Genomic DNA, 12935 nt, shown 5'->3' with positions numbered 1-12935 from the left:
GCCCCCGATCCAGAAGGAGAGGCCCCGCTCAACGCGGCTGGCTCATCTCGTGCGTCGGCATCATGTTCGTGTTGAGGTGGTACATGACCCACAGCGAGCCGCTGAGGGCGATCACCACCACGATCACGGTGAAGATGAGGGCCGTGAACGACCAGCCGCCTTCGGCCTTCGGGGTCATATGGAGGAAGAACACCATATGCACCACGATCTGCACCACGGCGAAGCCCATGATGACGATGGCGGTCAAGGTCTTGTCCGACAGCACCTCGCCCATCACCAGCCAGAAGGGAATGGCGGTGAGGATGACCGACAGGACGAAGCCGATCATATAGCTGCTGAAGGAGCCGTGAGCGTGCTCGTCGTGCCCGTGGGCGTCGTGCCCGTGAGCGTCGTGGCTGTGCGTGTCGGCGCTCATCTCAGCACCCCCATGAGATAGACAAAGGTGAAGACGCCGATCCAGATCACGTCCAGGAAGTGCCAGAACATGCTGAGGCAGTTGAGGCGCCGCTTGTTGGCCGCGATCAGCCCCTTCTTGGAGACCTGCACCATCAGCGTCACCAGCCAGATGATGCCAAAGGTGACGTGAAGGCCGTGGGTGCCCACCAGGGTGAAGAAGGCGGACAGGAAGGCGCTGCGCTGGGGCGTGGCGCCTTCATGGATCATGTGGTGGAACTCGTAGAGCTCGATCCCCAGGAAGGCGAGGCCGAACAAGCCCGTGATCGCCAGCCAAACCTGCACCTCCTTCACCTTGTCCTTGGCCATGGCAAGCATGGCGAAACCGTAGGTGATGGAGGACAGGAGCAGCATGGTGGTGTTGAGCGCCACCAGCTTGAGATCAAACAGGTCCTTCGGGGAAGGCCCGGCGGCATAATTGCCGCCGAGCACCGCATAGGTGGCGAAGAGCATCGCGAAGATGAGGCAGTCGCTCATCAGATAGATCCAGAAGCCCAGCGCAGTGCTGTGGCCTTCGGGATGGGCGTGCTCGTCGACTTCGTAGAAGACCGGGGCTTCGGCCGTGATGGCGGTCGAGGTCTGGCTCATGGGGTCACCTGCCCGGCAAGGTCGCGCGTCCGCTGCTCTTCGGTCCGCACCACCTCATCCGCGGGGATGTAGAAATCACGGTGGTAGTTGAAGGTATGGCCGATGGCGATGGCCAGGAGAGCGATGAAGCTCAGGGCGGCCAGCCACCAGATGTACCAGATCAGGCCGAAGCCGAGGGCCACGCTGCAGCCGGCGAGCAGGATGCCGGCGGGCGTGCTGGACGGCATGTGGATGGGCTTGAAGCCCTCCAGCGGCCGCTTGTAGCCACGCTTCTTCATGTCCCACCAGGCATCGCTGTCATGGATGACCGGGGTGAACGCGAAGTTGTAGGCGGGCGGAGGCGAGGAGGTCGCCCATTCCAGGGTGCGGCCGTCCCACGGATCGCCCGTGACGTCGCGCAGCTGGTCCCGCTTCAGGATCGAGACACCGATCTGGATCAGGAAGCACAGGATGCCGAGCGCGATCAAGAACGCGCCAAAGGCCGCGATGATGAACCAGATGTGCAGCGAGGGGTCGTCAAACACCCGCAGGCGGCGCGTCACGCCCATCAGGCCGAGCACGTAGAGCGGCATGAAGGCGACGTAGAAGCCGATCACCCACAGCCAGAACGACATCTTCCCCCAGAAGGGATCGAGACGGAACCCGAAGGCCTTGGGGAACCAGAAGTAGATGCCGGCGAACATGCCGAACACCACGCCGCCGATGATCACATTGTGGAAGTGCGCGATCAGGAACAGCGAATTGTGGAGCACGAAGTCGGCCGGGGGCACCGCCAGCAGCACGCCCGTCATGCCGCCGATGACGAAGGTGAGCATGAAGGCCACCGTGTACATCATGGGCACCTCGAACCGGATGCGCCCGCGATACATGGTGAAGAGCCAGTTGAACATCTTCGCACCCGTCGGGATGGAGATGATCATGGTCGTGATTCCAAAGAAGGAATTCACGCTGGCGCCGGAGCCCATGGTGAAGAAGTGGTGCAGCCACACCAGGTAGGACAGGATGGTGATGACCACCGTGGCGTACACCATCGACGTATAGCCGAACAGGCGCTTGCCGCAGAAGGTGGAGGTGACTTCCGAGAAGATGCCGAAGGCCGGCAGGATCAGGATGTAGACCTCCGGGTGGCCCCAGATCCAGATCAGGTTCACGTACAACATCGGGCTGCCGCCGAAGTCGTTCGTGAAGAAGTTCATGCCGAGATAGCGGTCGAGGGACAGGAGCACCAGCACCGCGGTGAGGACCGGGAAGGTCGCCACGATCAGCACGTTGGTGCACAGCGAGGTCCAGGTGAAGACCGGCATCTTCATCAGGGTCATGCCCGGGGCACGCATCTTGATGATGGTACATATGAGGTTGATGCCGGATAGGGTCGTTCCCACACCCGCCACCTGCAACGCCCATATGTAATAGTCGACACCCACATCCGGACTGTAGGCGATGCCCGACAGCGGCGGGTAGGCCAGCCAGCCGGTCTTGGCGAATTCGCCGATGAACAGCGACATCATCACCAGGACCGCGCCGCCCGCCGTCATCCAGAAGCTGAAATTGTTCAGGAACGGGAAGGACACGTCGCGGGCGCCGATCTGCAACGGCACCACATAGTTCATGAAGCCCGTCACCAGAGGCATGGCGACGAAGAAGATCATGATCACGCCGTGGGCGGTGAAGACCTGGTCATAATGGTGCGCCGGCAGGTAGCCCTCGGAGCCGCCGAAGGCCAGCGCCTGCTGGAGGCGCATCATGATGGCGTCGGCAAAGCCACGCAGCAGCATGATGATGCCGAGCACGATGTACATGATGCCGATCTTCTTATGATCGACACTGGTGAACCATTCCCGCCACAGGTAGCCCCAGAGACGGAAATAGGTGAGGGCGCCGAGGACGCCGATGCCGCCCAGCGCCACCACCGCGAAGGTGGCGACCAGGATCGGCTCGTGGAACGGCAGGCTCTCCAGCGTGAGCCGCCCGAAGATCGGGCTCGTTTCGATGTGGGAAACAGACATGGAGGCGCAGTCTCAGGAGTTGGACGGCTTGCGCAGCATCGGAAGGATCTCATCCGACGATGCGTTGAAGGGCGTGAAGCCCCGCTTGGCGCCAGCGGCAAGACCGGCGGCGGTGGAGACGGTGGCGGCCGGACCGGTCAGATCTTCCGGTGCGCAGATGCCGACGACGAAGCTGTTCTTCTCGCCACCCAGCACGGTGCCGCGACGGGCATATTTGTCGTAGGTCACCGGCATCACATTGTTGATGCCGGCCATGCCGAGGCCCCCCTGGGCGTCGATGGCCATCATGTCGGCCATGCACATCTTACCGGGCTCGACACACAGATTGACGATGGCGTTGAACAGCTCGGGGTCGACCTTCGCGAAGCGCTGCACCGGAACGTTCTCGCTCGGCCGCTCAAGCGCGAGGTAGCCCTCGCGCGTCAGCTCTCCGCCGCCCGCCTTGGCAGCCGCCACCCACTTGTCGAAATCGTCGTGGGAAAGCCCCTTGAAGGCGAAGTGCATGCCGGAGAAGCCGGCGCCGGAATAATTGGCCGAGAAGCCGCGATAGGTGCCGGCCTCGTTGATGACCGCGTGCAGCTTCGATTCCATGGCCGGCATGGCATAGATCTGGCCAGCCAAAGCGGGGATGTAGAACGAGTTCATCACCGAGGAGGCGCTGATGCGGAAGGTGATGGGCCGGTCCACCGGAGCGGCCAGTTCATTGACCGAGGCGATCCCCTGCTCGGGATAGATGAACAGCCACTTCCAATCCAGCGCCACCACCTGCACTTCCAGCGGCTTGGTGCCGGAGGGGATCGGCTGGTCCGGCGCGATGCGCGCCAACGGGCGATAGGGATCCAGCAGATGGGTGGCCACCCAGGTCAGCGAGCCCAGGCAGATGATGATGAGGAGCGGGGCGCCCCAGATGATCAACTCCAGCTTGGTGGAGTGATGCCAATCCGGGTCATAGGTGGCCTCGGTGTTCTGCTGGCGGTAGCGCCAGGCGAACAGGACGGTCAGCACCATCACGGGGATGATGATGACCAGCATCAGCACCGTCGAGACGATGATGAGGTCGCGCTGCTGGACGGCGATGTCGCCCGAGGGGTCGAGCACGACAAAGTTGCACCCGCAAAGAAGCACAACGATCGGGAGCAAAGCGATTAATCGGAAGCGTCTCACCATTTCACCTGTCATCGGACCATCAGGCAGGAACGTTGCCGTTTGGCAGCACCGCTAGATGCACCGCAACAAATGGGACATTGGACAATTTGTCCAATCCCGTTAAGGGAGCGGGCGAATGTTCGGCGGTATTATGTTCCGATAATGTTGCAATGCAGTATTGATCAAGATGAAAAATCGTTTCTAAAGCCTTGCCGTAAGGGTCCTTCTTCGCGGCTATGATCTAGATCAAAATTAAGCGGGACTATGGAACCGACTCTGATCTAGACTGTTGGCCTTCGGCTCAAGTCAGCGAGGCGGAAAAAATGGCTCAGACCGCAGGCACTCTGGGAAGGGAAGGCATTCCCTCTCACAGCAGTTCTCACGGCCGCGTGGATCCTGGTGAGATTGCCATTGGCGTCGTCATCGGCCGCACGTCCGAGTTCTTCGACTTCTTCGTTTTCGGTATCGCCTCAGTCATCGTCTTCCCGCGCCTCGTCTTCTCGAACGTGGACCCGCTGACAGGAACGCTCTATTCTTTCGCCATTTTCGCCCTCGCCTTTATTGCTCGCCCCTTCGGTACGACGCTGTTCATGGCGGTGGACCGCAAATACGGTCGTGGCGCCAAGCTGACGTCCGCGCTCTTCCTGCTGGGCGTGTCCACGGTGGCCATTGCCTTCCTTCCCAGTCGGGAGCAGATCGGCGCCTCAGCCGCATGGCTGCTCGCACTCTTCCGCATCGGGCAGGGCCTGGCGTGGGGCGGCGCGTGGGACGGCCTGGCCTCGCTGCTCGCCGTGAACGCGCCCGAGGATCGCAAGGGCTGGTACGCCATGCTGCCGCAGCTTGGCGCCCCCATCGGCCTGATCGTGGCCGCCGGTCTCTTCGCCTATTTCACCGGCACCCTGCAGGCCGATGACTTCTACAGCTGGGGCTGGCGCTTCCCCTTCTTCGTGGCCTTCGCCATCAATGTGGTCGCGCTGTTCGCTCGCCTGCGCATGGTGGTGACACCCGAATATCAGGAACTGTTTGCCCGCGGCGATCTCAGCGCCGCGCCGGTGGGCGCCACCATCGCCTCGGAGGGCCGCAAGATCGCGGTGGGCGCCTTCGCCCCGCTCGCCACCTTCGCCCTGTTCCACATGGTGACGGTGTTCCCGCTCTCTTGGGTCTATCTGTTCGCGGCCGAGCGCCCCACCCGCTTCCTCCTGATCGAATGCGTCGCGGCCGGCTTCGGCCTTCTGGCGGTCATCGCGTCCGGCCGAATCGCCGACCAGGTGGGCCGGCGCACTTTGCTCGGGGGCTCGGCTATCGCCATCGCCGTGTTCAGCGGCTTTGCGCCCCATCTTCTGGACGCGGGCTTTGCCGGCGAGGCCCTGTTCATGGTGACGGGCTTCATTCTGCTGGGCATTTCGTTCGGCCAGTCGTCGGGCGTCGTGGCGTCGAACTTCACCCGGACCTATCGCTACACCGCCTCGGCCATCACCAATGACCTGGCCTGGCTGTTCGGCGCCGGCTTCGCACCGCTCGCGGCGCTGCTGCTCTCGGCCAATTTCGGCATCATGGCCTCGGGCGTCTACCTGCTGTCCGGCGCCATCTGCACCCTGCTGGCTCTGCGCTCCAACAAGCAGTTGCGGCTGGCGGCGGGCGAATAGTCCGCATTCCGGCATCCAGAAACGCGAGCGCCCGGGTCACGGCCCGGGCGCTTTGCTTCGCAGAACCAGGCCTCAGCCGACCGGATCCAGTCCGGGAAGATCTGGCCCCACCGGCACCACGCCGGCCGGATTCAGCGCCTTGATGGAATAATAGCCGCGCTTGATGTGGTCGATATTGACCGTCTCCCGCACGCCCGGCACGGCCAGCATGGTCATCAGATACGCGGACAGGGCCGGGTAATCGGCGAGGCGCCTCAGGTTGCATTTGAAGAGCCCGTGATAGGCCGCGTCGAAGCGCACCAGCGTGACGAAGAGGCGGATGTCGCTTTCGGTCAGCCGGTCCCCGAACAGATACGGTCCCGATCCCGACAGACGCTCTTCCAGCCGATCCAGCATGCCGAACACGTCCCAGAAGGCCTCCTCATAGGCGCCCTGGGTGGTGGCGAAGCCCGCGCGATAAACGCCATTGTTGAGCGCCGGATAGATGGCGTCGTTCAGGACATCGATCTCGCCGCGAAGGTCTTCCGGATAAAGATCCAGGTCGGAGCGAGCCAAGTCGCCGAAGCCGGAATTCAGCATCCGGACGATGTCCGCCGATTCATTGTTCACGATTGTGCCGCGCTCCTTATCCCAAAGGACGGGAATGGTGGCGCGTCCGGTATAGTGAGGGTCCGCCCGGCTATAGAGCTCGTGCACATAGGTGGCGCCGTTCAGCGCGTCCCGGTCGGCGCCGGGATAATCACCAAAGCGCCAGCCCTGGTCGGTCAGCGCCGGCTCCACCACCGAGGCGGAGATGACCTCCTCCAGCCCCTTCAGCTTGCGCGCCATGAGGGTGCGCGAGGCCCAGGGGCAGATATAGCCCACATAGAGGTGGTAGCGCCCCGCTTCGGCCGGGAAGCCGCCCTCCCCCGTTGGTCCGGGCGCGCCGTCGGGCGTCACAAAATGGCGGAAGCCGGACACCTGGCGGACGAAGCCGCCCTTCTCATCGGTGCCCTGAACCGGCTGCCAGTCCTTGGTCCACTTGCCGTCCACCAGCATCAACGCTTCCCTTTCTCAAACGCGGCGTGCGTCAGGCGTGCGCCACAGCGAGCTGCACCGAAGTGCCCCACGGATCGGTCAGTTCCACTACGTCAGCGGCCTCGCGACCTGCCCGCCGGGCCAACGCCGCGTGGCGGCTGGGGTCGAGCCGAATTTCAAAGCCGGCCAACCCTGTGGAGGGAAAGCTCCGCACGCCGGCGCCCCGGCTGTTCCACACATTGGTGGCCAGGTGGTGATGATACCCATTGAGGGCATAGAAGGTTCCCCCCGGATAGTGGCAGGTGATGTCGAAGCCGAGGAGGCGCGCATAGAAGTCCTCCGCCGGCGGCAAGGCGCCCACCTTGAGGTGCACATGGCCGACCTTGGTGCCCTCCGGCGCCCCGGTCCACGGCCCGGAGCCGGCGGCCACGAGGTTTTCGAGGTCCAGCGGCTCGGTGGCCATACGCACGGTATCGCCGTCCCAGGTCCAGTGGTCCCGGGGGCGGTCGACATAGATTTCCACCCCGTTGCCTTCGGGATCGGAGAGATAGATGGCCTCGCTGACCAGATGGTCGGAGGCCCCCACCACCGGCGCGCGGATGTCCGCCGCATGCCGCACCCAGCGGGCAAGATCGGCACGCTGCGGCAGGAGGAAGGCGGTGTGGAAAAGCCCAGCCTCGCGGGGTGAGGCGCGGCGGGCGGCGGGGTCCCGACGCAGTTCGAGGAGGACGTCGGACCCGGCCCCCAGCTCCGCTCCCGCGCCATCCGAACGCAGCGTCTCGAACCCGAGCACGCCCCGGTAGAAGCCGGCGACACGGTCGAGATCGTTCACGGTGAGGATGACGCGGCCCATGGCAATGGTCGGCGGCATGAGAAGGGAAGCGGTCATGGACATGTCCTCCGGTCCGGCGCCGATCCAACGGGGGCGTGACAGCTCCGGCCTGTCCCGACCGTCCGGCGCGAGCCTAGATCGCTTCAGCGTTTCATGGATACACTGACGCGATCTATCTCTTTGGTTTAACGCATTTCCTTCACGCGAACCGGTGCCCACTTCTCGGAAATGCTCTGGCATGGCTGGCCGGACGGCGCGGGAGGAGTGGTATCGGTTCAGCGGGCGCGCGAACCGATGGGGGTGGGCTTCAGCGCCAGGGCGCCATCGCCGAGGAGCGCGAGGGAAACGAGGCCGGCGATCCAGAGCGCGAGGAACTCCCAGCCGCCCTTGGGATTGTTGAAGAAGAAGCCGGCATGAATGTGCACGGTAAAGAGGGCGCCGAGCAGGATCGGGATCATCGCGATGGCCACCAGGCGCGGCCAGAGGCCGAGGATGAGCGCAACGCCGCCCACCACTTCCCAGACGATGGTGACATAGGCCAGCCAGCCCGGCAGGCCCAGTGAGCCGAAGAAACCGGCGGTGCCCGCGGGGGTGAAGACGAAAATCTTCAAGCCTGCATGGGCGAGGAAAAGTACGCCCAGCACAAGCCGCAGCAGCAGGGCGGCATAGGGGGCGGTGCGCATATCGGTCATCGGTCGATCCTGAGGAGAGGAAAGGATGACCGAAGCATGCTCCGCTTGGGGCGCGATGATTATCCGGGCGGACCGGGAGGGTTTCCTTCCCGTTTGGAAGGAATGCCTGCATCTCCCCGCCCGCACGCTTTCCGGCGCGGCCCGTTCATCTGCAAGGGATTTTAGCTCTCCGCTGCCTTTGCCGGCTTACCAGCCCTGGTCCCAGACGGGTTTTCCACGGAAGCAATTGGCCAGGAAATCCACCAGCACCCGCACCTTGAGGGCCAGGTGCCGGCCCGGCGGATAGAGCGCATAGAGGCCATGGGGATCGCGCTCATAAGGCGCCATGAGCCGTACCACCCGTCCCGCCTTGAGACTGCGGCCGGCAATGAAGCTCGGCATGTTGGCGATGCCGAACCCCGCCTCCGCTGCGGCAAGGCACGCCTCGCCATTGGAAAAACGCAGCCGTCCGGACACGGGCACCGGCAGCGCGGCGCCGTCCCGTCCCTTGAAAACCCAGGTCATCGGTTCGGCGAAATTGGTATCGATGAGGCATTCATGCCCCGACAAGTGCTGCGGCTCCTCCGGCGCGCCATGGGTCTCCAGATAGGCAGGCGCAGCCACCATCACCACGCGGGCATCGCAGAGCTTGCGGGCAATGAGGCTGCTGTCACCCGGCGAGCCGATGCGGATGGCGGCGTCGAAGCCCTCATCCACCAGGTTCACCACACGATCCGAGAAGGACACGTCCAGTTGGATGGCGGGAAAGGCGTGAGCGAAATCCAGGAGCGCGGGGGCCAGCTGAATGGTGCCGAACGACATGGGCGCCGTGATGCGCAGCCGGCCCGAAGGCGTCCCTGACGCCTGCCGCACCGAGGCATCCAGCGCGTCGAACTCCTCCAGCAGGGCCTTGATGCGCTCATAATAGGCCTGTCCCACCTCGGTGGGCGACAAGGCGCGGGTGGTGCGCTTGATCAGTTGGACGTTGAGATCCGCCTCAAGCTTCGACACCAGCTTCGAGGCCTGCCCGCTGCTGGTGCCCAGCCGCCGCGCGCCGCCGGCAAAGCTGCCCGCATCAAGGACCGCCACAAACATGCGGTCGCACTCCAAACGCTCCATGCCTTCAGTTCCATTTCAGAAGCAATGATGACCCTTAGCCACACATTGAACCTTAAGTGGAACTGAAGACAGGGCGCAGGCGGTCAATTTTCAGAGGACGGTCCCGAAGGCCCGCCCGGTTACGGCATGAGGGCGATCTGTTCCAGGCCCAGGGTCTCGGGATAGCCGAGCACGAGGTTCATGTTCTGAACCGCCTGGCCGGAGGCGCCCTTCACCAGATTGTCGGTGGTGGAGAGCACCACCGCGCGGCCATTGGCCCGGTCCGCCACCACGCCGAGGAAGGCCATGTTGGAGCCGCGCACATGGCGCGACTGGGGCACCTGGCCGAAGGGGAGCACATGGACGAAGGGCTCGCCCTTGTAATAGTCGGCCAGCAGAGCATGCAGGTCGGCGGGCTTGGCGCCGGTGGTGCGCACATAGAGCGTGGCATAGATGCCCCGGTTCATGGGCACCAGATGCGGCACGAACATGGGCGCCACGGGGCGGCCGGCGGCCTTGGAATATTCCTGGTCCAGCTCGCCCATATGACGGTGCGCGCCCACCGAATAGGCGTGGATGCCCTCGGACACCTCGGAGAACAACATGTTCTCCTTGGCCGAGCGCCCGGCGCCGGACATGCCGGTCTTGCTGTCGATCACGATGGTGTCGGGATCGATGGCGGAGGCCTCCAGCAGCGGCACCGCCGGCAGGATGGCCGTGGTGGTGTGGCAGCCGGGATTGGCCACCAGCCGCGCCTTGCGGATCTCGTCCCGATAGATTTCCACGAGGCCGAACACGGCCTCCTTCTGGAGGTCGAGGGCGGAATGGGGGTGGCCATACCACTTCTCGTACATGCCCGGGTCCTGGAGCCGGAAGTCGGCGGACAGGTCCACCACCTTCACGGCCGGGGCCTTCTCGAACACCTTCTTGATGACTTCTTGCGTGGTGGCGTGCGGCAGCGCGCAGAAGACCAGGTCGACGGCGGTGAAATCCACCTCGTCGATGGTGATGAGCTTGGGCAGGGCGAAAGGCGCGAATTGCGGGAAGACATCGGCCATGGACTGGCCGGCCTTCCGATCCGCCGTCAGGGCGACGATCTCGACGCGGGGATGGCGCAGCAGCAGTCGGACCAGCTCGGAGCCCGTATAGCCCGAGGCGCCCAGTACCGCGATCCTTGCCTTGCCAGCGTCCGACATGATCTTCTCCCGTCGAGAAAAGGTGTGCTGCGGGAAGGGTTTCCCCTCCCGGCACCGCATCCTTGGCCGGCGCGGCATCACGCTTGCGCCAGAAGGAATGCGGGGAAGGTCTGTACACCGAAGCCGTTACGGGCGAAAGACAGGAGAAGATGGCCGGTCCGTTTCCGGTCTGTTCCGCCTGTGGCGCGTCTGGTTCATGATGGACGCGGCGATTCGCCTGACCTAAAGAGTGCCATGTCCGACAGCGACGATCTCTTCGCCCCTCCTCCTGCCGGTGCCCCCAAGGCGCCCGCCTCCGGCCGCGCCAAGACCACCGTGGTCCCGGCCATGGCGAGCGACTATACCGCCGCCCATATCGAGGTGCTGGAAGGACTGGAGCCGGTCCGGCGCCGGCCCGGCATGTATATTGGCGGCACCGATGCCAAGGCGCTGCACCACCTCTTCGCCGAGGTGATCGACAATTCCATGGACGAGGCGGTAGCCGGGCACGCCACCTTCATCGAGGTGCAGTTGTCTGCCGACGGAACGCTGACCGTCTCCGACAATGGCCGCGGCATCCCCGTGGAGCCGCACCCCAAGTTCCCCAAGAAATCCACCGTCGAAGTCATCATGACCACGCTCCATGCGGGCGGAAAGTTCGACAGCAAGGTCTATGAGACGTCCGGCGGCCTCCATGGCGTGGGCGTCTCGGTGGTGAACGCCCTGTCCGACCTCCTGGAAGTGGAGGTGGCCCGCAATCAGGTGCTCTATCGCCAGACCTTCTCGCGCGGCCTGCCGCAGGGACCCTTGAAGGAAGTGGGCCGCGCCCCCAACCGGCGCGGCACGCGGGTAAAATTCCATCCCGACCCGGAGATTTTCGGCGCCGGCGCCACCTTCGAGCCGGCCCGCGTATTCCGCATGGCCCGCTCCAAGGCCTATCTGTTCGGCGGCGTTGAAATCCGCTGGTCCTGCGATCCCGCGCTGCTGGTCGGCGTCACCGGCGTGCCGGACAAGACCAGCTTCCGCTTTCCCGGCGGGCTTCGGGACTATCTGGCGGGGGATCTCGAAGGCCAGACGTTGGTTCATTCCGACATCTTCTCCGGCCGGACCCAGAAGACCGGGGGCCATGGCGCGGTGGAATGGGCGGTGGCCTGGGTCGCCGATGGCGATGGCGGCTTTTCATCCTACTGCAACACCATTCCCACGCCCGATGGCGGCACCCATGAGAACGGCCTCAAGGTCACGCTTCTGAAGGGCCTGAAAGACCATGCCGAGCGCACCGGCCAGGGCAAGCGTGCCGCCATCCTGATCGCCGACGACGTGATTTCGGGCTGCGCCGCCATGCTCTCGGTCTTTGTGCGCGAGCCCGAATTCCAGGGCCAGACCAAGGACCGCCTCGCCACCGCCGAAGCCGCGCGCATTGTCGATCAGGCTGTGCGCGATCCCTTTGATCACTGGCTCGCCGCCAATCCCGTGCAGGCGACCCGCCTCCTCGACCATGTGATCGAGCGCGGCGAGGAGCGGCTGCGGCGCAAGCAAGAGAAGGAGATCTCCCGCAAGACCGCCGTGCGCAAGCTGCGCCTGCCGGGCAAGCTGGCGGATTGCTCAAATACCGAGGCGGCGGGCTCCGAGCTCTTCATCGTGGAGGGCGACTCGGCCGGCGGATCCGCCAAGCAGGCCCGCGATCGCCGCACCCAGGCGGTGCTGCCCTTGCGCGGAAAGATCCTGAACGTGGCGAGCGCGGGCCGCGACAAGCTGGCCCAGAACCAGCAATTGGCGGACCTGCTCCAGGCGCTGGGCTGCGGCACCCTTTCCCATTATCGCGAGGCGGACCTGCGCTACGAGAAGGTCATCATCATGACCGACGCGGACGTGGACGGTGCCCACATCGCTTCGCTCCTGGTGACCTTCTTCTTCCGCCAGATCCCCAAGCTCATTGAGCAGGGCCATCTTTTCCTGGCAGTGCCGCCGCTCTACCGCATCACGCAGGGCGCCAAGACCCTCTATGCCCGCGACGATGCCCACAAGGACCTGTTGCTGAAGAAGGAATTCTCCAGTCGCGGCAAGGTGGAGATCGGTCGCTTCAAGGGCCTCGGCGAGATGATGCCGGCGCAGTTGAAGGAAACCACCATGGACCCGCGCACCCGCACGCTGCTCCAGGTGAATATCGAGGAAGCCGCCGCCGCCGCCACCGCCGACCTGGTGGAGCGCCTGATGGGCAACAAGCCGGAGGCGCGCTTTGCCTTCATCTCCGAGCATGCCGCCTTTGCCGGCGAGGAATTGCTGGACATCTGAGCGCCGCA

At 64.4% G+C, this 12935-nt stretch carries 11 protein-coding genes; 2 read left to right on the top strand and 9 right to left on the bottom strand.

Translation table 11 applies throughout. The features are described from left to right. Positions 1–28: 28 nt before the first annotated feature. From cyoD to cyoA, 4 genes are read right to left on the bottom strand one after another with little or no spacing between them, the layout of a single operon-like run. Positions 29–415, bottom strand: a complete 387-nt coding sequence (gene cyoD / locus J5J86_RS17250) for a cytochrome o ubiquinol oxidase subunit IV (protein WP_209100193.1) — start codon at positions 413–415, stop codon at positions 29–31. Further along, positions 412–1041, bottom strand: coding sequence for a cytochrome o ubiquinol oxidase subunit III (gene cyoC / locus J5J86_RS17245; RefSeq protein ID WP_209100191.1), 630 nt, complete (start codon positions 1039–1041; stop codon positions 412–414). The genes cyoD and cyoC overlap by 4 nt, the downstream gene beginning before the upstream one ends. Beyond that, on the bottom strand, positions 1038–3047 hold the full coding sequence (cyoB, locus tag J5J86_RS17240) for a cytochrome o ubiquinol oxidase subunit I (protein ID WP_209100189.1): 2010 nt from the start codon (positions 3045–3047) through the stop codon (positions 1038–1040). The genes cyoC and cyoB overlap by 4 nt, the downstream gene beginning before the upstream one ends. Positions 3048–3059: 12 nt before the next feature. After that, positions 3060–4211, bottom strand: a complete 1152-nt coding sequence (gene cyoA / locus J5J86_RS17235; protein ID WP_209105426.1) for a ubiquinol oxidase subunit II — start codon at positions 4209–4211, stop codon at positions 3060–3062. Between the two features lie 305 nt (positions 4212–4516). Here cyoA and J5J86_RS17230 point away from each other — a divergent pair, with 305 nt between their 5' ends. After that, on the top strand, positions 4517–5839 hold the full coding sequence (locus tag J5J86_RS17230) for an MFS transporter (protein ID WP_209100187.1): 1323 nt from the start codon (positions 4517–4519) through the stop codon (positions 5837–5839). A gap of 72 nt (positions 5840–5911) precedes the next feature. On the opposite strand, the gene J5J86_RS17225 is transcribed toward J5J86_RS17230, so the two are convergent. From J5J86_RS17225 to argC, 5 genes are all read right to left on the bottom strand, one after another. Then, positions 5912–6877, bottom strand: a complete 966-nt coding sequence (locus J5J86_RS17225; RefSeq protein ID WP_209100185.1) for a glutathione S-transferase family protein — start codon at positions 6875–6877, stop codon at positions 5912–5914. 31 nt (positions 6878–6908) lie between these two features. Next, positions 6909–7745, bottom strand: a complete 837-nt coding sequence (locus tag J5J86_RS17220; RefSeq protein WP_247657667.1) for a VOC family protein — start codon at positions 7743–7745, stop codon at positions 6909–6911. A 218-nt stretch (positions 7746–7963) separates the two neighbouring features. Further along, positions 7964–8380, bottom strand: a complete 417-nt coding sequence (locus J5J86_RS17215) for a DoxX family protein (RefSeq protein WP_209100181.1) — start codon at positions 8378–8380, stop codon at positions 7964–7966. Between the two features lie 186 nt (positions 8381–8566). After that, positions 8567–9454, bottom strand: coding sequence for a LysR family transcriptional regulator (locus J5J86_RS17210; protein ID WP_247657666.1), 888 nt, complete (start codon positions 9452–9454; stop codon positions 8567–8569). Positions 9455–9597: 143 nt separating this feature from the next. Further along, a complete protein-coding gene (gene argC, locus J5J86_RS17205) occupies positions 9598–10653 on the bottom strand; it encodes an N-acetyl-gamma-glutamyl-phosphate reductase (RefSeq protein WP_209100177.1) in 1056 nt (351 codons plus the stop codon). A gap of 234 nt (positions 10654–10887) precedes the next feature. Here argC and parE point away from each other — a divergent pair, with 234 nt between their 5' ends. Further along, positions 10888–12927, top strand: a complete 2040-nt coding sequence (gene parE / locus J5J86_RS17200; RefSeq protein WP_209100175.1) for a DNA topoisomerase IV subunit B — start codon at positions 10888–10890, stop codon at positions 12925–12927. Positions 12928–12935 lie beyond the last annotated feature (8 nt).

It is taken from the genome of Aquabacter sp. L1I39 (assembly GCF_017742835.1).
Lineage (GTDB): Bacteria > Pseudomonadota > Alphaproteobacteria > Rhizobiales > Xanthobacteraceae > L1I39.
The sequence above is the reverse complement of the archived record's forward strand: the minus strand, read 5'-3'. Positions and strand labels throughout refer to the sequence as shown.

Bases quoted from the DNA above. Each gene is read 5' to 3' on its own strand.
- cyoD (WP_209100193.1), bottom strand. From the start codon at position 415: ATGAGCGCCGACACGCACAGCCACGACGCTCACGGGCACGACGCCCAC.
- cyoC (WP_209100191.1), bottom strand. From the start codon at position 1,041: ATGAGCCAGACCTCGACCGCCATCACGGCCGAAGCCCCGGTCTTCTAC.
- cyoB (WP_209100189.1), bottom strand. From the start codon at position 3,047: ATGTCTGTTTCCCACATCGAAACGAGCCCGATCTTCGGGCGGCTCACG.
- J5J86_RS17230 (WP_209100187.1), top strand. From the start codon at position 4,517: ATGGCTCAGACCGCAGGCACTCTGGGAAGGGAAGGCATTCCCTCTCAC.
- J5J86_RS17225 (WP_209100185.1), bottom strand. From the start codon at position 6,877: ATGCTGGTGGACGGCAAGTGGACCAAGGACTGGCAGCCGGTTCAGGGC.
- J5J86_RS17220 (WP_247657667.1), bottom strand. From the start codon at position 7,745: ATGACCGCTTCCCTTCTCATGCCGCCGACCATTGCCATGGGCCGCGTC.
- J5J86_RS17215 (WP_209100181.1), bottom strand. From the start codon at position 8,380: ATGACCGATATGCGCACCGCCCCCTATGCCGCCCTGCTGCTGCGGCTT.
- J5J86_RS17210 (WP_247657666.1), bottom strand. From the start codon at position 9,454: ATGTTTGTGGCGGTCCTTGATGCGGGCAGCTTTGCCGGCGGCGCGCGG.
- argC (WP_209100177.1), bottom strand. From the start codon at position 10,653: ATGTCGGACGCTGGCAAGGCAAGGATCGCGGTACTGGGCGCCTCGGGC.
- parE (WP_209100175.1), top strand. From the start codon at position 10,888: ATGTCCGACAGCGACGATCTCTTCGCCCCTCCTCCTGCCGGTGCCCCC.